Annotated in this window: 15 protein-coding genes and 1 pseudogene; 8 read left to right on the top strand and 8 right to left on the bottom strand. The window is 66.3% G+C overall.

Annotation, left to right across the window (positions count from 1 at the left end; genetic code table 11):
* Window positions 1-10 precede the first annotated feature (10 nt).
* The gene (locus tag H165_RS0104750) at window positions 11-2053 is read left to right on the top strand and encodes a S9 family peptidase (RefSeq protein WP_026146363.1); all 2043 of its coding nucleotides are present in this window, start codon (window positions 11-13) and stop codon (window positions 2051-2053) included.
* Between the two features lie 42 nt (window positions 2054-2095).
* Here the strand turns inward: H165_RS0104750 and H165_RS0104745 are convergent, their stop codons facing one another.
* From H165_RS0104745 to H165_RS0104735, 3 genes are all read right to left on the bottom strand, one after another.
* Window positions 2096-3244 (bottom strand): acyl-CoA dehydrogenase family protein, encoded by a 1149-nt coding sequence (locus H165_RS0104745; RefSeq protein WP_017937763.1) that lies wholly within the window; start codon window positions 3242-3244, stop codon window positions 2096-2098.
* Between the two features lie 164 nt (window positions 3245-3408).
* Window positions 3409-5067 carry a cation acetate symporter gene (locus tag H165_RS0104740; protein WP_017937762.1) on the bottom strand — a complete coding sequence of 553 codons (1659 nt, stop codon included), beginning with the start codon at window positions 5065-5067 and terminating at the stop codon, window positions 3409-3411.
* Window positions 5064-5375, bottom strand: a complete 312-nt coding sequence (locus H165_RS0104735) for a DUF485 domain-containing protein (RefSeq protein WP_026146362.1) — start codon at window positions 5373-5375, stop codon at window positions 5064-5066. The genes H165_RS0104740 and H165_RS0104735 overlap by 4 nt, the downstream gene beginning before the upstream one ends.
* A gap of 319 nt (window positions 5376-5694) precedes the next feature.
* Between H165_RS0104735 and H165_RS18375 the strand changes: the two are divergent.
* Both H165_RS18375 and H165_RS0104725 read left to right on the top strand, forming a co-directional pair.
* Window positions 5695-5918 (top strand): annotated as a pseudogene (locus tag H165_RS18375) (DUF2061 domain-containing protein).
* Window positions 5919-6014: 96 nt separating this feature from the next.
* A complete protein-coding gene (locus tag H165_RS0104725; RefSeq protein ID WP_026146361.1) occupies window positions 6015-7598 on the top strand; it encodes a glycoside hydrolase family 17 protein in 1584 nt (527 codons plus the stop codon).
* Window positions 7599-7629: 31 nt separating this feature from the next.
* Here the strand turns inward: H165_RS0104725 and cheR are convergent, their stop codons facing one another.
* Window positions 7630-8457, bottom strand: a complete 828-nt coding sequence (gene cheR / locus H165_RS0104720) for a protein-glutamate O-methyltransferase CheR (protein ID WP_026146360.1) — start codon at window positions 8455-8457, stop codon at window positions 7630-7632.
* Between the two features lie 46 nt (window positions 8458-8503).
* Window positions 8504-9436: a chemotaxis protein CheV gene (locus H165_RS0104715; protein WP_017937758.1), complete on the bottom strand. Its 933-nt coding sequence runs from the start codon at window positions 9434-9436 to the stop codon at window positions 8504-8506.
* A gap of 65 nt (window positions 9437-9501) precedes the next feature.
* Between H165_RS0104715 and flgA the strand changes: the two genes are divergently transcribed.
* From flgA to H165_RS0104695, 4 genes are all read left to right on the top strand, one after another.
* A complete protein-coding gene (flgA, locus tag H165_RS0104710) occupies window positions 9502-10263 on the top strand; it encodes a flagellar basal body P-ring formation chaperone FlgA (RefSeq protein ID WP_081609327.1) in 762 nt (253 codons plus the stop codon).
* A 187-nt stretch (window positions 10264-10450) separates the two neighbouring features.
* Complete coding sequence (gene flgM, locus H165_RS0104705; protein WP_017937756.1) at window positions 10451-10792, top strand: flagellar biosynthesis anti-sigma factor FlgM; 342 nt, start codon at window positions 10451-10453, stop codon at window positions 10790-10792.
* Between the two features lie 69 nt (window positions 10793-10861).
* Complete coding sequence (locus H165_RS0104700; protein ID WP_017937755.1) at window positions 10862-11329, top strand: flagella synthesis protein FlgN; 468 nt, start codon at window positions 10862-10864, stop codon at window positions 11327-11329.
* A gap of 96 nt (window positions 11330-11425) precedes the next feature.
* Window positions 11426-12163, top strand: coding sequence for a flagellar brake protein (locus tag H165_RS0104695; protein ID WP_017937754.1), 738 nt, complete (start codon window positions 11426-11428; stop codon window positions 12161-12163).
* A 21-nt stretch (window positions 12164-12184) separates the two neighbouring features.
* Here H165_RS0104695 and H165_RS18365 read toward each other — a convergent pair whose 3' ends face one another.
* Window positions 12185-13486, bottom strand: a complete 1302-nt coding sequence (locus H165_RS18365) for an MFS transporter (RefSeq protein ID WP_036987239.1) — start codon at window positions 13484-13486, stop codon at window positions 12185-12187.
* Between the two features lie 126 nt (window positions 13487-13612).
* Window positions 13613-14956, bottom strand: a complete 1344-nt coding sequence (locus tag H165_RS0104685) for a glutamine synthetase family protein (RefSeq protein WP_017937752.1) — start codon at window positions 14954-14956, stop codon at window positions 13613-13615.
* Window positions 14957-15131: 175 nt separating this feature from the next.
* Here H165_RS0104685 and H165_RS0104680 point away from each other — a divergent pair, with 175 nt between their 5' ends.
* The gene (locus H165_RS0104680; RefSeq protein WP_017937751.1) at window positions 15132-16508 is read left to right on the top strand and encodes an L-serine ammonia-lyase; all 1377 of its coding nucleotides are present in this window, start codon (window positions 15132-15134) and stop codon (window positions 16506-16508) included.
* Window positions 16509-16708: 200 nt separating this feature from the next.
* Here the strand turns inward: H165_RS0104680 and tatA are convergent, their stop codons facing one another.
* Window positions 16709-16942, bottom strand: coding sequence for a twin-arginine translocase TatA/TatE family subunit (gene tatA / locus H165_RS20145; RefSeq protein ID WP_026146358.1), 234 nt, complete (start codon window positions 16940-16942; stop codon window positions 16709-16711).
* Window positions 16943-16994 lie beyond the last annotated feature (52 nt).

The following is a 16994-nucleotide window of genomic DNA, read 5'->3' as shown; positions in this document are numbered from 1 at the left end:
CAACAGAGGAATGCCCATGCCCCAACCTCCCGTCGCCCGCATCGAACCCGGCTCCGATCCCTACCGCTGGCTGGAGAACCGCGACGCTCCGGAGGTGCTGGAGTACCTGAAAGCGGAAAACGCCTATCTGGAGGCCGAGCTGGCCGATCAGGCCGAGCTGCGCGAGCGGCTGTTCCAGGAGATCAAAGGCCGCATCCGCGAGACCGACCTGTCCCTCCCTGTGCCCTGGGGCCCCTGGCTGTACTACACACGCACCAGCGCCGGCGACGAGTACCCGCGCCACTACCGCTGCCCACGCCCGGCCGACGGTTCCCTGAAGGTGGACGAAAGCGCCGAGCAACTGCTGCTCGACCCCAACGCCCTGGCCGGCGGTGGCTACCTGTCCCTGGGCGCCTTCAGCATCAGCCCAGACCACGCCTGGCTGGCCTACAGCCTGGACAGCAGCGGCGAGGAAGTCTTCCGCCTCTACGTCAAGAACCTGGCCAGCGGCGAGGTCATCCCCCTGCCCTTCGAATCCTGCGACGGCAGCCTGACATGGGCCAACGACAACCGCACCCTGTTCTTCGCCACCCTGGACGACACCCACCGCCCGCACAGGCTGTTCCGCTACCGCCTGGGCGAAGCCAGCGCCGAGGAAGTGTTCCACGAGCCGGACGGGCGCTTCTTCCTCAGCTGCTACCGCTCCAGCTCCGAGCGTCAACTTCTGTTGCTGCTCAACAGCAAGACCACCAGCGAGACCTGGGTGCTGGACGCCGAACATCCGGAGCAGGCCTTCCGCTGCCTGGCACCCCGCGAAGAAGGCCACGAGTACTACGTCGATCACGGCTGCCTGGACGGTGCCTGGGCCTGGCTGATCCGCAGCAACCAGGCCGGCATCAACTTCGCGCTCTACGCCGCCCTGGATGCTACCCCAGAGCGTCCCTACTGGCGCGAGCTGATCGGCCACGACCCGCAGGTGATGCTCGAGGACGTCAGCCTGAACCGCGACGCCATCGTCCTCAGCCTGCGCGAGCAGGGCCTGCCAATCATCGAGGTGCGTGCCGCCGGCCAGGCACCGGCGCGGGTCAAGCTGCCGGATGCCACCTACAGCCTGTACGTGCAGGACAATCTGGAATTCGACAGCCCGGTGATCCGCCTGCGCTACGAGTCGCTGAACCGCCCCGCGCAGATCCGCCAGCTGGACCTGGCCAGCGGCGAGCAGAAGGTGCTCAAGGAAACCCCGGTGGAAGGCCCCTTCAACGCCGACGCCTACGAGAGCCGCCGGATCTGGGCCACAGCGCCGGACGGTACCCAGGTGCCAATCAGCTTGGTGGCGCGCCGCGAAGTGCTCGCCGCCGGCCGCCCGGCGCCGCTCTACCTGTACGGCTACGGCGCCTACGGCTCGAGCCTGGATCCTTGGTTCTCCCACGCCCGCCTGAGCCTGCTGGAGCGCGGTTTCGTGTTCGCCATCGCCCACGTGCGCGGCGGTGGCGAGCTGGGCGAGGCCTGGTACCGGGCCGGCAAGCTGGAGCACAAGCACAACACCTTCGACGACTTCATCGCCTGTGCCGAGCAGCTGATCGCCGCCGGCTACACCACCCCGCAGCGCCTGGCAATCAGCGGTGGCAGCGCCGGCGGCCTGCTGATCGGCGCGGTGCTCAACCAGCGCCCCGAGCTGTTCGCCGCTGCCATCGCCGAGGTGCCCTTCGTCGACGTGCTGAACACCATGCTGAACCCCGAGCTGCCGCTGACCGTCACCGAGTACGACGAATGGGGCAATCCCAGCGACCCGGTCGTCTACCAGCGGATCAAGGGCTACGCGCCCTACGAGAACGTCCGCGCCCAGGCCTACCCGGCGATCCTCGTCGTGGCCGGCTACAACGACAGCCGCGTGCAGTACTGGGAGGCAGCCAAGTGGGTGGCCAGGCTGCGCGCCAGCAAGACCGACAGCAACCTGCTGCTGCTGAAGACCGACCTGGATGCCGGCCACGCCGGGATGAGTGGCCGTTACCAAGCGTACCGGGACGCTGCCCTGGAATACGCCTTCCTGTTCAAGGTGCTGGGGATCGAGTGAGGGAGGCGGCGCCGGCTGCTCGAGCCGCCGACGCCGGAAGGGTCAGAGGCCCATCTGCTTGGCGATGATCTCGTTCATCACCTCGCGGGTACCGCCGCCGATGGAGAGGATGCGGTTGTCGCGGTACAGCCGCTCCACCAGACTCTCGCGCATGTAGCCCATGCCGCCGAGGATCTGCACGGCATCGTAGGTGATGCGGTCGGCCACGTCGGTGGCGAAGTTCTTGGCCATGGAGATTTCCTTGATCACGCTCTTGCCGGCGGCCATCTTCGCCGCCTGGCGGTAGGTGAACTCCCGCGACACCTCCAGCTGGGTGGCCATCTCCGCCAGACGGTGCTTGAGCACCTGGAACTTGCCGATCGGTTTGCCGAAGGCCTCGCGCTGGCGGGCCCAGGCCCTGGCCTCCTCGAGAGCCATCTGCGAGGTCATGTTGGCCATCAGCGCCAGGGCCAGGCGTTCGCTCTGGAAATTGGCCATGATGCAGGCGAAGCCGGCGTTCTCCACGCCGATCAGGTTCTCCACCGGCACCTTGCAATCGTCGAAGAACAGCTCGGCGGTGTCCGAACATCGCCAGCCCATCTTCTTCAGCTTGCGGCTGACCGTGAAGCCCGGAGTGTCCTTCTCGATCAGCAGCAGGCTGACACCGCCGAAGCCCTCGCCGCCGGTGCGCACCGCCACCGTGTAGTAATCGGCACGCACCCCGCTGGTGATGAAGGTCTTGCTTCCGGTCACCCGGTAGTAGTCACCGTCGCGCACCGCGCGGGTCTTCAGGCTGGCCACGTCGGAGCCGCCGGAAGGCTCGGTGACCGCTAGGGCGATGACCTTCTCGCCGGCCAGCACCTCGGGGACGATGCGGTCGCGCAGCGCCGGTTTGGCCCACTTGACCACCGGCGGCAGACCGATGTCCAGGGAACCGAGGCCAGCCACCAGGCCGCCGGAGCCGGAACGCATCAGCTCCTCGCTGGCCGCCACCTTGGCGAACAGGTCGCCCTCGTAGCTGCCGCCGTAGCGCTCCGGAAAGCCAATGCCGAGGATCCCGGCCGCGCCGGCCTTGCGATACAGCTCACGGGGGAACTCCTCGGCCTCCTCCCACTCGGCGATGTAAGGCAGGATCTCCCGCTCGACGAAGCGCCGCACCGAATCGCGGACCAGTTGATGGGACTCATCGAAGTATTCCTGGAAGGCGGACATGGGCAAGCTCCAGTTGTTTTTTATGAAGGACAACGCTACCTAGCGCTTGCTTGGTTTTCAAGAGAAAAAAGCGTCGATCGACAAGAAAAGCCCTTTCGTCCACTAAACGCCCGGCCACAAAAAAGGCGGCCCGAAGGCCGCCCAATTGCTCAGCAGATGCTTGCTCAGTGGGCCACTGCACCACTGGCGCCCAGACCGGTCTGGGAACGCACGAACTGGGAGTAGAACTTGTTCTGCTCCTCGTTGGCCGCGGCCGACCTGTCGGTGATGGAGAAGAACCAGATGCCGACGAAGGCGACGATCATCGAGAACAGCGCCGGGTACTCGTACGGGTAGATCGGCTTCTCGTGGCCGAGGATCTGCACCCAGATGGTCGGGCCGAGCACCATCAGCGCCACCGCGGTGATCAGACCGAGCCAGCCGCCGAGCATGGCGCCACGGGTGGTCAGGCGCTTCCAGTACATGGAGAGGATCAGCACCGGGAAGTTGCAGCTCGCCGCGATGGAGAAGGCCAGGCCGACCATGAAGGCGATGTTCTGCTTCTCGAAGGCGATGCCCAGGACGATGGCCAGCACGCCGAGGATCAGGGTGGTCACCTTGGAGACGCGCAGCTCGTCGCGCTCGTTGGCCTTGCCCTTCTTGATCACGCTAGCGTACAGGTCGTGGGACACCGCCGAGGCGCCGGACAGGGTCAGGCCGGCGACCACCGCGAGGATGGTGGCGAAGGCCACGGCCGAGATGAAGCCGAGGAACAGGCTGCCGCCCACGGCGTCGGCCAGGTGCACGGCGGCCATGTTGGTGCCGCCCAGCAGCGCGCCGGTGGAGTCCTTGAAGGCCGGGTTGGTGCTGACCAGCAGGATGGCGCCGAAGCCGATGATGAAGGTCAGGATGTAGAAGTAGCCGATGAAGCCGGTGGCGAAGAACACCGACTTGCGGGCTTCCTTGGCATCGCCCACGGTGAAGAAGCGCATCAGGATGTGCGGCAGGCCGGCGGTACCGAACATCAGCGCCAGGCCCAGGGAGATCGCCGAGATCGGGTCCTTGACCAGACCGCCGGGGCTCATGATCGCCTCGCCCTTCGGATGCACCTTGATGGCTTCGCTGAACAGGGTGGCGAAGTCGAAGTTGACGTGCTTGAGCACCATCAGGGCCATGAAGGAGGCGCCGGAGAGCAGCAGCACGGCCTTGATGATCTGCACCCAGGTGGTCGCCAGCATGCCGCCGAACAGCACGTAGAGCACCATCAACACGCCCACCAGTACCACCGCGACGTGGTAGTTGAGGCCGAACAGGAGCTCGATGAGCTTGCCGGCACCGACCATCTGGGCGATCAGGTAGAAGGCCACCACCACCAGGGTGCCGCTGGCCGACAGGGTACGGATCTGGGTCTGGCCGAGGCGGTAGGAGGCCACGTCGGCGAAGGTGTAGCGACCCAGGTTGCGCAGGCGCTCGGCCATCAGGAAGAGGATGATCGGCCAGCCGACCAGGAAGCCGATCGAGTAGATCAGGCCGTCGTAGCCGGAGGTGAACACCAGGGCGGAGATACCCAGGAAGGAAGCCGCCGACATGTAGTCACCGGCAATCGCCAGACCGTTCTGGAAACCGGTGATGCGGCCGCCGGCCGAATAGAAGTCGGAAGCCGATTTGCTGCGCTTGGCGGCCCAGTAGGTGATGCCCAGGGTCGCAGCGACGAACAGCACGAACATGATGATGGCCGAGACGTTCAGCGGCTGGCGCTGCACCTCGCCCTCAATCGCACCAGCCGCCCAGAGGGTCGGGGCCAGGGCCAGCAGACCCAGAGCGGAAAACACGCGCCCGATCATTGTTGAGCCTCCTTGAGGATCTCTTTGTTCATCTCGTCGAACTCGCCGTTGGCGCGCCTGACGTAGATACCGGTCAGAGCGAAAGCGGCGACGATCAGACCGACACCGATCGGCAGGCCCCAGGTGATGGGCGAGTCGTCGCTGATGCGCGCACCGAGCACCTGCGGCTCGAAGGCGATCAGCAGGATGAAGGCCACGTACAGGCCGAGCATGAGAAAGGACAGTGACCAGGCGAAGCGATCCCGCTTGGCTACCAGTTCCTGGAAACGCGGATTCTGTTCAATCCGCTTGTAGGTGCTGTCGTTCATTTTGTTGTTGTCCTCCACAGCAGCAAGGGTTGCTGGTAGGCCAACTCTAGGGCGACGCCGCCGTCACGACAGACGACCTTAGTCGTATTCAGCGGGCTTCCCCGACTAAGGTCGTAGGCCCCATCCCAGGCCCCTTCCGGCGTCCTGCAGGTTCTTCCGTGCGAGCCTTCCCGAAGCGGCTCTCGGCCCCTTGACGGCACCGTTTCCAACATTAACAAAAACTATCAATGAAATATACTTCGATTGCTTTATACCTAATAAGGGCATAGCTAACCTGAAACCAACAAGAAGCGTTCTCATTCCCCTTGGAGAAGCAATCATGCTCAAGACCATCACCTTCACCGTCATGCACTTCTGCATCGCCTTCAGCGTCGCCTACGTGCTGACTGGCAGCGTGACCGTGGGCGGTCTGGTCGCGGCGATCGAACCCCTGTGCAACTCAGTGGGCTTCTACATCCATGAGAAGATCTGGAACCGCATCGAGAAGAACCAGGGCGAACGGCGGAGCATCCCAAAGCACGCCTGCTGCATCAGCATGCCTGAAGCGCCGGCGAACCTGTCAGTGACATGCAGACCGAGTTAACAGGTTCGCTGGCCATCCGCTAAGATCCTGTGCTCGCCTTCTGGCCGAGCGACGTCATGACCACCCCGACACGCTTCCCGCTGCCACCCTACCTGCTCGCCTGCCTGTTCGCCCTCCTCGCCCTCGCCAGCTTCTGGTACGGCCTCGGCAGGCCGGTATCGCTGCCCGACGCGGCGACGCCCACGCACAAGCTGCAGTGCGCCTCCTACACGCCCTTCGACAAGGACCAGTCGCCCTTCGAGCAGCCCTTCAGGCTGCGTCCGGAACGGGTGGAGGCAGACCTGGCCCTGCTCGCCGGGCGCTTCCGCTGCATCCGCACCTATTCGATGACCGGCCTGGAGGAGCTGCCGAAGCTGGCCCGCCAGCACGGCCTGAAGATGCTCCTGGGCGCCTGGGTAAATGCCGATCCCACGCAGACCCGTCGGGAAATCGACGCCTTGGTGCGCGTCGCCGGCGCATACCCAGACGTGGTCGAGGCGCTGGTCGTCGGCAACGAGACGCTGCTGCGCAAGGAGGTCACCGCCCAGCAGTTGGCCGCGCTGATCCGCGAGGTGAAGGCCCGGGTCGTCCAGCCGGTCACCTACGCCGACGTCTGGGAGTTCTGGCTGAAGCACCCGGAAGTGGCCTCGGAGGTGGATTTCCTGACCATCCACCTACTGCCCTACTGGGAGGACCAGCCAACCGGCATCGACGCCGCCCTGGCCCACGTCGCCGAGGTACGCCGGTGGTTCGGCGAACGCTTCGCGCCCAAGGATATCCTGATCGGCGAGACCGGCTGGCCGAGCGAGGGCCGCCAGCGGGAAACCGCGCTGCCCAGCCGGGTCAACGAGGCCAGGTTCATACGCGGTTTCGTCACCATGGCCGAGCAACACGGCTGGCGCTACAACCTGATCGAAGCCTTCGACCAGCCCTGGAAACGGGTCAGCGAGGGCACCATGGGCGGCTACTGGGGGCTATTCGACGCCGACCGCGAAGACAAGGGCATCCTCGCCGGGCCAGTCAGCAACCTGCCGCACTGGCCCTGGCATCTCACGGTCAGCGCCCTGCTCGCCATCGCCGCCCTATTCGTCGCCGGACGCCCCGCCTCCGTCCCCACCGCCCTGCTGCTGCCGTTCCTGGCAGCCCTGGGCACCACCAGCATCGCCCTCTGGGCCGAGCTGGCGCGAGTCTCGTGCCGCTACGCCGGGGAATGGCTGTGGGCGGCGACGCTAACGGGGCTCAACCTGATCGTCCTCGCCCACAGCGCCCTGGCGCTGGCCAGCCGCGACGGCTGGCGCGCACGACTGTTCGCCTGGCTGGAGACCCGCGGCGGCTGGTGGCTGTGCGCAGCCGGCTTCGCCGCGGCGGTGAGCATGCTCGCCCTGGTCTTCGATCCGCGTTACCGCGAGTTCCCCAGCGCCGCCCTACTGCTACCAGCGCTGGTCTACCTGTGCCGCCCGGTCGTCGCGCCGCGCCGCGAAACCGGCCTGCTCTGCGCTCTGGTGGGCGCCGGCATCGTCCCGCAGTTGATCCAGGAAACCCCGGGCAACCTGCAGGCATTGGGCTGGGCGCTGGTCAGCACGTTGATGGCCGCCGCGCTGTGGCGCAGCCTGCGCCGGTCCCGGGCAAGCGGCGTGGCGGCCCCGGTGGCGGTTGGCTAAAGCCGAACGTGCGAAGGCAGGAAGGCGAAGCTCACTTCGCCTTGTAGATGATCCCAGGGTTGCACTGAATCATCTGGTAGTGGTCCGGCAGGCCGTTCAGGGCCTCGGAGGCACCGAGGAACAGGTAGCCGCCCGGACGCAGGGTGGCGTGGATGCGCAGCAGGATGTCGCGCTTCACCTCGGCGGAGAAGTAGATCAGCACGTTGCGGCAGAACACGATGTCGAAGCGGCCCAGCGCGGCGTAGCTATCCAGCAGGTTGAGCGCACGGAACTCCACGCGGCTGCGGATCGCCGGCTTGACCACCCAGCGCCCTGGCGCCTTGTTGTCGAAGTAGCGATGCAGGCGCTCCGTCGACAGTCCGCGACCGATCGCCAGGCTGTCGTACTCGGCCTTGCGGCAGGCCTGCAGCATGGTGCCGGACAGCTCGGTCGCGATGATCTGCACGCCGCCGCGGAGCATGCCCGGGTTGCTGCGCTCGAACTCGTCGATGGCCATGGCGATGGAATAGGGTTCCTGGCCGGACGAGGCCGCCGCCGACCAGATGCGCAGGCGCTGGTTGGGAGTTTCCCGCAGCAGCTCCGGGAGCACCTTGGACTTCAGCACCTCGAAGGGGTAGTTGTCGCGAAACCACAGGGTTTCGTTGGTGGTCATGGCGTCCACCACCTGCTCGCGCAGCAGGCTGCGCGGCGCGGCTTCCAGGCGCTGCACCAGCTCGCCGAGGCTCCTGATGCCGTTCTGCTCCATCAGCTTGTTGAGTCGACTGGCGACCAGATACTGCTTGTTGCTGCCCAGCAGGATACCGCAGGCCTTCTCCAGGAATGCCCGGAACTGTTCGAAACCCAAATCACCCGAAGACACTAAGGCCGCCTCTGCTGTCATGGATACTGCTGCCAAGAGATGACGCTCAGGCGCCGTCCGTCACTTTGATGCGCTCCACCACCCGGGCCGCCAGTTCGTCCGGACGGAACTTGGCGAGGAAATCGTCCGCGCCGACCTTCTTTACCATCGCCTGGTTGAACACCCCGGAAAGCGAAGTATGCAGGAGGATGTGCAGGTTCTGCATGCGCGGATCATGACGGATCTCGGCAGTCAGGGTGTAACCGTCCATCTCCGGCATCTCGATGTCGGAGATCAGCATCAGGAACTCCTCCTCCGGCTTGCGCCCGGACTCGACCAGGCCGCGCAGGTAGTCCAGCGCCTGCCGGCCGTCGTTCAGCGCGGTGACCTCGACGCCCACCGACTGCAGGCAGCGGATCAATTGCTTGCGCGCCACCGAGGAGTCGTCGACGATCAGCACGTGCTTGCTGCCCGCCTTCTGCTGGGTCTCGGCGTCGATCACCCCGTCGGACACCACCTCGGACGTGGGCGCCACCTCGGCGAGGATCTTCTCCACATCGATGATCTCCACCAGCTCCTGGTCGAGCCGGGTGACCGCGGTGAGGTAATGCTCGCGGCCGGTGCCCTTCGGCGGCGGCAGGATCTCTTCCCAGTTCATGTTGACGATGCGCTCCACCGAACGCACCAGGAAGCCCTGCACCTTGGTGTTGTACTCGGTGATGATGACGAAGCTGTTCTCCAGGCTGTCCAGGCTGCGCCGGCCGGTGGCCAGCGACAGATCGAGGATCGGGATGGTGCCGCCGCGGATGTTCGCCACGCCGCGCACCACCGGGCTGGCCTTGGGCATCACGGTGAGCCGGGGGCACTGCAGCACCTCCTTCACCTTGAACACGTTGATGCCGTACAGCTGACGGCCATCCAGACGGAACAGCAGCAGCTCGAGCCGGTTCTGCCCGACCAGTTGCGTCCGCTGGTTTACCGAATCCATCACACCGGCCATGCCGCTGGTCTCCTTGTTCGTTGACACCGTCCCAGAGCGGCACGGGCCTTGCTAATCAACACCACATGAAACAGATGACGACACATTTCCGACGCACGCCGGCGCCATGCCGCTCCTTCTGCTTGGCCATTGTCGCGGCGCTGGGCTGGCTGGGCCATGGTCCGGCGAGCGGCGCCACGACGACCTCTCCGGAAATACTAATCGGCACAGCGCAGGGATTTCTTGAGTTTACCGTCGAAGATTATTTGCAGCGCAGCGGCATCGAGGGCCGCTACGAGGTCGAGGTCAACCGCCTGGACCCACGCCTGCGACTGGCCGAATGCGACAGCGATTTGACGGCCTCCCTGGAAAGCCCCGCCACGCCCATCGGCCGCGTCACGGTGCGAGTCCGCTGCGACGGCAGCTCTCCCTGGACGGTGTTCGTGCCCGCCCAGGTCAGGCTGTTCCGCGACGTACTGGTGACCGTTCGACCGCTGAAGCGCGGCGAGGTGGTCGGCATGCAGGACCTGACCCTGCTGGAACGCGACGTCGGCCTGCTCGGCCAGGGCTTCCTCACCGCCCCGGAACAGGCCGCCGGCAAGACGGTGACCCGCCCGCTGCTGGCCGACCAGGTGCTGACCCCCACCCATCTGCAGAGCTCGCGAGTGGTCCGTAAGGGCGACCAGGTGCTGATCAGCGCGAACAGCGGTAAGGTCAGCGTGCACATGAACGGCGAAGCCCTGGGCGATGGCGCCGAGGGCCAGCAGGTGCGCGTGCGCAACCTCAGCTCGCAGCGGATCATCAAGGCGCGAGTCGCCGGCCCGGGCCTGGTGGAAGTGGACCTCTAGCCACGGCGCGACGGTGGCCTTCGCCGCGGGAATGCCCCTAAAATCCCCCGGCGAAGCGATTGCCCCGGCCACCCTTGGAGACCGGCCGACCGATTTTGTGACGGAATACTCGCTTTTCCCCTAAAGTTCTCTCAGGTTCGGCCGAAACAGCAGGCAAGCGTCCAACACCGTCAGAGGTTTCCGCACCATGGTCATCGACTTCAACCGCCCCAACAACGCCGCCACTCCCGGCACTGCTGGGCGTACCACCGGTACCCAGTCCGGGCAGCGTGGCGAAGGCGTCGGCACCCTGCAGTCCACCTCGCCCCAGGCGGCCGCGGAACAGGCGACCACCCGGCAGGCCGGCGAATCCGTGCAACTCAGCCAGGAAGCTCAGCAGTTGCAGCAGATCACCGAGAAGCTGAACGACCAGCCGATCGTCGACAAGGCTCGCGTCGAACGCCTCAAACAGGCGATCGCCGACGGCAGCTACCAGGTCGACAGCCAGCGCGTCGCCAAGAAACTGCTCGACTTCGAATCCCAGCGCTAACCCCCAGGGTGCGCCGAGGACGTTGGACGCCCGGGCCGCAGGCGGCCCGCAGACCGCTCAGAGCCAACCATGCATGACCTTACCCTGCTGCAACTGTTCAACGAGGACATCGCCGCCGCCCGGCGCCTGCTGGAACTGATCGAGGCCGAGTACCAGGCACTCGGCGCGCGCGACCTGCCGCGCCTGGAAGTGCTGCTCGGCGAGAAGCAGCCGCTGCTGGCTCTACTCAGCGAGCATGGCCAGCAGCGCAGTCGCATCATGCAGGAACTGCAGCTCAGCGCCGACCGCGCCGGCCTCGAGGCCCTCGCCGCACGTTCCGCTCAAGGGGCCGAACTGCTCGCCCGCGGCGACGAACTCGCCGCCCTGCTGGAGCAGTGCCAAGCCGCCAACCTGCGCAACGGGCGCATCGTGCGCACCGGCCAGGCCTCGGTACGCAGCGTGCTGGGCATCCTCCGCGGCGGGGATACGCCGACCCTCTACGACAGCCGGGGCGGCACCGCCAGAACCACGCTGCAGCGCCCGCTCAGCCAGGCCTGACACCGCTCGTCAAGCCAGCCCTGCAAGACGAGCGCCACATAATGGCTTACTGCTATTATGCGGCCTCTGCAATTCCAGCCCGGAGATGACTGGACCGTGTCCAACCCGTTCCACGCGGATAATGGCCCGCAACCCCCGAAGACCCTGACGGCGCCCCTGGAGATCTACGCCAATCTGCGCCTGCTGCAACAGCACCACGATCCGCTGGTAATCGCCTTCGAAGGGCGCAGCCAGCGTTTCCAGAGCTACCTCATCGAACTCAACCGCGAACGGAGCTACCTGGCCTTCGACGAACTGATCCCCAACGATGGCGAGCGCTACCTGGCCAACGGCGAAAGCTTCAGGGTGGAGGGCTATCACGAGGGTATCCGCATCACCTGGGAATGCCGGGGCCCGGTGCAGAAGGGCGAGCTGGACGGCCATCCCTGCTACTGGACCCGCCTACCGAGCGAAGTGATCTACCATCAGCGCCGCAATGCCTACCGCGCGCCGCTCAAGCAGACCCAACTGGTGGACATCGAGCTGGCCGGGGACAAACTGGTCAAGCCGCTCGAGGGGCAGATGCTGGATATCTCCGCCACCGGCTGCAAGGTGCGCATCGCCGGCGACCAGAGCAAGCAGCTGCAGCCCGGCCAGATCTACGAACGACTGACCGTGCAGCTTCCCTTCGGCACTCTCACCTGCCAGGTGGAACTGCGCCACCTGCAGTACGAGGACAAGTTGGACCTGAGCTTCGCCGGCCTGCGCTTCCACCGCATCGGCGGCATGGAGCAGCGCCAGGTCGAGCGCTTCGTCCATCAACTGCAGCGCGAGGTGCGCCGCGACGACCTCTGAACCGCGCGGCGCGGCCTGCCGTCAGACGTTGGGCGACGCCGGCCCCGTCTCCGGCGGGGCGTCTTCGGTCCGCATCTGCTCCTTGGCCACCTTCTCATCGACCCGCGGGTCGAGGGCCGCCACCAGCGGCGAGCTGGTCATGCTGTCCGGCACCGCCACGTGCTGCAGCGGCGCGTCCTCCACCTGGTGCAGGTTGGTGACCTCCTTCGGCCGCACCCTCCAGATCAGGATCAGCGCGCAGAACACCTCGAAGGCGTAGAACATGTTGGCGCCCAGGCTACGCATCAGCACCCCGGCCAGCAGCGGACCGGCGCAGGCACCGACCCCGAAGGTGACCAGCAGCATGGCACTCAGCGAGACCCGCCGCTCGCTCTCGACATGGTCGTTGGAGAAGGCTACCGCCAGCGGATAGAGGCTGAACTGCAGCAGGCAGACCGCGAAACCGACGCTAAACAGCAGCGGCAGGCCAACCTTGGGCAGCACCGCCAACGGCAGGGCGGCCAGCGCCAGCAGCACGGCGCAGCTGCGGATCAGCACCGAGCGGTTATAGCGATCGGATAGCCAGCCCAGCGGCCACTGCACCAGCAAACCTGCGAGGATGCAGCTGCCCATGAACAGACCGATCTGCTCGGTGCCCATCCCCTGCCGCGCGGCGTACAGCGGCGCCAGACCGTAGAAGGAACCGATCACCAGTCCGGAAACCAGCACAGTGGTCAGCGACTGCGGCACCCGCTTGATGAAGAACAGCGGCTCCAGTGGCGCCGGCCGCAATGGTGCCGGGTGCACCTTGCGGGTCAGTGCCACCGGCACCAGGCAGAGGGCGAAGCACAGCGCCACCACCATCAGCAGCTCCGGACCGAGCCCTGGGTGCAGCATCAGCGCCAGTTGGCCGAGCACCAGCCCCAGATAGGAGGCGATCATGTAGCCGGAGAACACCTGGCCGCGCTGGCTGACGTCGGCCTGCTCGTTAAGCCAGCTCTCGATCACCATGTACTGGCACATCATGCCCAGGCCGACCAGCGCGCGCAGGATCAGCCAGGCGGGGATCAGCTCGATCAGCCCGTGGCCGAGCACCGCCGCGGTGACCATCCCGGCACAGGCCACGTAGGCGCGGATGTGGCCGACTCGTGCGATCAGTCGATGGCCGATCTTGGCGCCGAGCACCAGACCGAAGTAGTAGGCGGCCATCAATGCGCCGACCCACAGACCGTCGACGCGGTCAGCCAGGCGCAGGGCCAGGTAGGTACTGAGCAGGCCGGAACCGACCAGCATCAGCAAGGTGGCGAAATACAACGCCCTGAAGGACTTCCAGATACCTCTCATGTGCCTGCCGGGGGCTCCTTGACTTGGGTGAGTGGATGACGTGCCGAATGTTTCCGTGCCAGCAGGGGATGGAGGAAACGCCGAACCGGGCCCGGTCCGCCGCACGCACGGACCGGGCGGCCTGCCTCAGGCCTGGGTGGCCAGTACCCGCCGCTCCCAGGGCGTGATCTCATCGAGGAAGCTGCTTAGCTCCAGGCTCTTGGTTGCAATGTAGCCGTTGATGAACTCGCTGCCGAACAATTCTCGCGCCTGTTGGCTCTTCTTCAGACGCTCGATGGCCGTGTGCATGGCACAGGGCAGGGTCAACTCGTCGGGCACCTGGAATTCGCCCTGCAACGGCGGGCTGGGCTCCAGCGCCTTGTCGATCCCGTGCAGGCCGGCGGCCAGACTGGCGGCCAGGGCCAGGTAGGGGTTGGCGTCGGCGCCCGGCAGGCGGTTCTCCACCCGCCGCGCGGCCGGCGTGCTGTGCGGGATGCGCAGGCCGGCGCCACGGTTGTCGTGAGACCAGCAGGCGTTGTTCGGCGAGGCGTAGGGATGGCAGAGGCGCTGGTAGGAGTTCACGTGCGGGGCGAACAGCAGGGTGAAGTCGGCCAGCAGCGCCTGCAGGCCGCCGATGAAGTGGCGAAAGGCCGGCGTGGGGTTGCCCGCCTGGTCGTTGAAGATGTTGCGGCCGCTGCCCTGCTCCACCACGCTCTGGTGGATGTGCATGGAACTGCCCGGCATGCCGGCCAGCGGCTTGGCCATGCACACCACCATCAGACCGTGGCGCAGCCCCACTTCCTTGAGCAGGTGCTTGAACAGGAAGGTCTGGTCGGCGATCAGCAGCGGATCGCCGTGCACCAGGTTGATTTCGAACTGGCTGACGCCCATCTCGTGCATGAAGGTGTCGCGCGGCAGGCCCAGCGCCGCCATGCAGCGGTAAACGTCCTCGAAGAATGGGCGCAGACCGTTGTGGGAGGACACGCTGAACGCCGAGCCACCGAACTCGCGGCGACCGTCCAGGCCCTTCGGGGGCAGGAAGGGCTGCTGCGGATCGGTGTGGGCGGCGAACACGAAGAACTCCAGCTCGGTGGCCACCACCGGTGCCAGACCGCGCTCGGCGTAGGCGGCGATCACCTGCCTGAGCAGCGTGCGGGTGGACAGCCCGGACGGCTGGCCGTCCAGCTCCTGGGCATCGCAGATCGCCAGGGCGCGCGGGCTGTCGCTCCACGGCAGACGATGCACCTGCGCAGGGTCGGCGACCAGCGCCAGGTCGCCGTCGTCACTGCCGTAGTAGCTGGAAGGCGGATAGCCGCCCATGATGCACTGCAGCAATACGCCACGGGCCAGTTGCAGGCGGCGGCCGGAGAGGAAGCCCTCGGCGGTCATCACCTTGCCGCGCGGCACGCCATTGAGGTCGGGGGTGACACATTCGATTTCGTCGATTCCGCTCAGATGCTCGGCGAGCGACCCACGATTGTTGTTATTCATGCAGATCTGATCCTGACCAGGAAGGGAAGCGGTCTCCAGATGGGAAGACCATGTGCGGAAATTCGCATCCGCCGTTCAATATTTCAAGCGGAAAAGCAGCCGGCGGCGAGACCTCTAGGATCGCCCGGAAGCCATGTTCTAAGCTGAACAGGAACCCCACCGGAACGAGATCACCATGGCACTCAGCGTCTTCGACCTGTTCAAGATCGGCATCGGCCCCTCCAGCTCGCACACTGTGGGTCCAATGCGCGCCGCCGCGCGCTTCGCCGAAGGACTGCTGCGCGAAGGCCTGCTGGAACGCACCGCAACCGTCCGGGTGGAGTTGTACGGTTCCCTGGGCGCCACCGGTAAGGGCCACGGCAGTGATAAGGCGGTGCTGCTCGGCCTGGAGGGCGAGCAACCGGACCTAGTGGACACCCGCAGCATCCCCGAACGCCTGGAGCGGATCCACGTCAGCGGCCAGTTGCGTCTGCTCGGCCGCCAGCCCATCGCCTTCAGCGAAAAGGAACACCTGACCTTCGTCCGCAAGCCGTTGCCCTACCACCCCAACGGCATGATCTTCCGCGCCTTCGATGCCGCCGGCCTGCAATTGCGCAGCCGCGAGTACTACTCGGTGGGCGGCGGCTTCGTGGTGGACGACAGCGCCGCCGGCCTGGACCGCATCGTCGAGGATCGCACCGAGCTGCCCTACCCGTTTCACAGCGCCCGCGAGCTGCTCGAGCAGTGCGCCCGCCACGGCCTGTCGATCAGCCAGCTGATGCGAGAAAACGAGCGGGCCTGGCGCCCGGACACCGAGACCTCGGCCGGCCTGCAGCGCATCTGGCAGGTGATGCAGGAGTGCGTGGACAACGGCTGCCATACCGAAGGCGTCTTGCCCGGTGGGCTCAAGGTGCGCCGCCGCGCTCCGGCGCTGTACCGCCAGCTCAGCGAGCACCCGGAAGCCAACCTGCGCGACAGCCTGAGCGTGCTGGACTGGGTCAACCTCTACGCCCTGGCGGTCAACGAGGAAAACGCCAGCGGCGGCCGGGTGGTAACCGCACCGACCAACGGCGCGGCGGGCATCATCCCGGCGCTGCTGCACTACTACACGCGCTTCATCCCCGGAGCCACCGCCGAGGGGGTGGAGCGCTTCCTGCTCACCGCCGCGGCCATCGGCATCCTCTACAAGGAGAACGCCTCCATATCCGGCGCCGAGGTGGGCTGCCAGGGCGAGGTCGGCGTAGCCTGCTCCATGGCCGCCGGGGCGCTCTGCGAGGTGCTCGGCGGCAGCCCGCAGCAGGTGGAGAACGCCGCGGAGATCGGCATGGAGCACAATCTGGGGCTGACCTGCGACCCGGTCGGCGGACTGGTCCAGGTGCCCTGCATCGAGCGCAACGCCATGGGTTCGGTGAAGGCCATCAACGCCGCGCGCATGGCCCTGCGCGGCGACGGCAAGCACTTCGTTTCCCTCGACAAGGTGATCCGCACCATGCGCCAGACTGGCGCGGACATGAAGAGCAAGTACAAGGAAACCGCCCGCGGCGGGCTGGCGGTGAACATCATCGAATGCTGACGCCGGCACCCGCCCGTGGCACGGCCGCTTGCCGGGAAAATTCCACCGCCGGACGAAGCAGCCAGAAAAAATCGCCCCGCCCGGCAAGCCAGTCGGGCGAGGCAAAGATACGAGGAATCGGGGAAGGCGCACCGGCTCCGGAACCGAACCGGCGCGTCCGAAAAGGAGGCTGCGGACCAGAGCCCGCAGCAGGTGTCCGGCTAGCCGGGCTCGATGGGGGCCGGACGCTCGCGGCGTCCGTCGGCCTCGTGGCCGATGGCCGATGGCGAGGCGACGGCGGGCGTCTCCTCGTCGGCGTCGCTGCGGATCGAGCGACGGAAGCCCTTGATGGACTCGCCGAGGTCCGTGCCCAGGGTCTTCAGGCGCTTGCCGCCGAAGATCACGAGCACCACCAGCAGCAGCACCAGCCAGTGTTTCCAGTCAAAAATCCCCACGACTTGTGCACCTCTTGCTAGAAGGCCACCGGCCACGGCCGGTGGCGGGGCA

This window comes from Pseudomonas thermotolerans DSM 14292 (genome assembly GCF_000364625.1).
Taxonomy (GTDB): Bacteria; Pseudomonadota; Gammaproteobacteria; order Pseudomonadales; family Pseudomonadaceae; genus Aquipseudomonas; species Aquipseudomonas thermotolerans.
This window is presented reverse-complemented; position numbering and strand designations above follow the sequence as displayed.

Excerpts from the sequence above, each read along its gene's own strand:
- flgM (WP_017937756.1), top strand. The coding sequence starts at position 10,451 with ATGGTCATCGACTTCAACCGCCCCAACAACGCCGCCACTCCCGGCACT.
- flgA (WP_081609327.1), top strand. The coding sequence starts at position 9,502 with ATGAAACAGATGACGACACATTTCCGACGCACGCCGGCGCCATGCCGC.
- H165_RS0104735 (WP_026146362.1), bottom strand. The coding sequence starts at position 5,375 with ATGAACGACAGCACCTACAAGCGGATTGAACAGAATCCGCGTTTCCAG.
- H165_RS0104715 (WP_017937758.1), bottom strand. The coding sequence starts at position 9,436 with ATGGCCGGTGTGATGGATTCGGTAAACCAGCGGACGCAACTGGTCGGG.
- H165_RS0104740 (WP_017937762.1), bottom strand. The coding sequence starts at position 5,067 with ATGATCGGGCGCGTGTTTTCCGCTCTGGGTCTGCTGGCCCTGGCCCCG.
- H165_RS0104745 (WP_017937763.1), bottom strand. The coding sequence starts at position 3,244 with ATGTCCGCCTTCCAGGAATACTTCGATGAGTCCCATCAACTGGTCCGC.
- H165_RS0104750 (WP_026146363.1), top strand. The coding sequence starts at position 11 with ATGCCCATGCCCCAACCTCCCGTCGCCCGCATCGAACCCGGCTCCGAT.
- H165_RS0104680 (WP_017937751.1), top strand. The coding sequence starts at position 15,132 with ATGGCACTCAGCGTCTTCGACCTGTTCAAGATCGGCATCGGCCCCTCC.
- H165_RS0104725 (WP_026146361.1), top strand. The coding sequence starts at position 6,015 with ATGACCACCCCGACACGCTTCCCGCTGCCACCCTACCTGCTCGCCTGC.
- H165_RS18365 (WP_036987239.1), bottom strand. The coding sequence starts at position 13,486 with ATGAGAGGTATCTGGAAGTCCTTCAGGGCGTTGTATTTCGCCACCTTG.
- H165_RS0104700 (WP_017937755.1), top strand. The coding sequence starts at position 10,862 with ATGCATGACCTTACCCTGCTGCAACTGTTCAACGAGGACATCGCCGCC.
- H165_RS0104685 (WP_017937752.1), bottom strand. The coding sequence starts at position 14,956 with ATGAATAACAACAATCGTGGGTCGCTCGCCGAGCATCTGAGCGGAATC.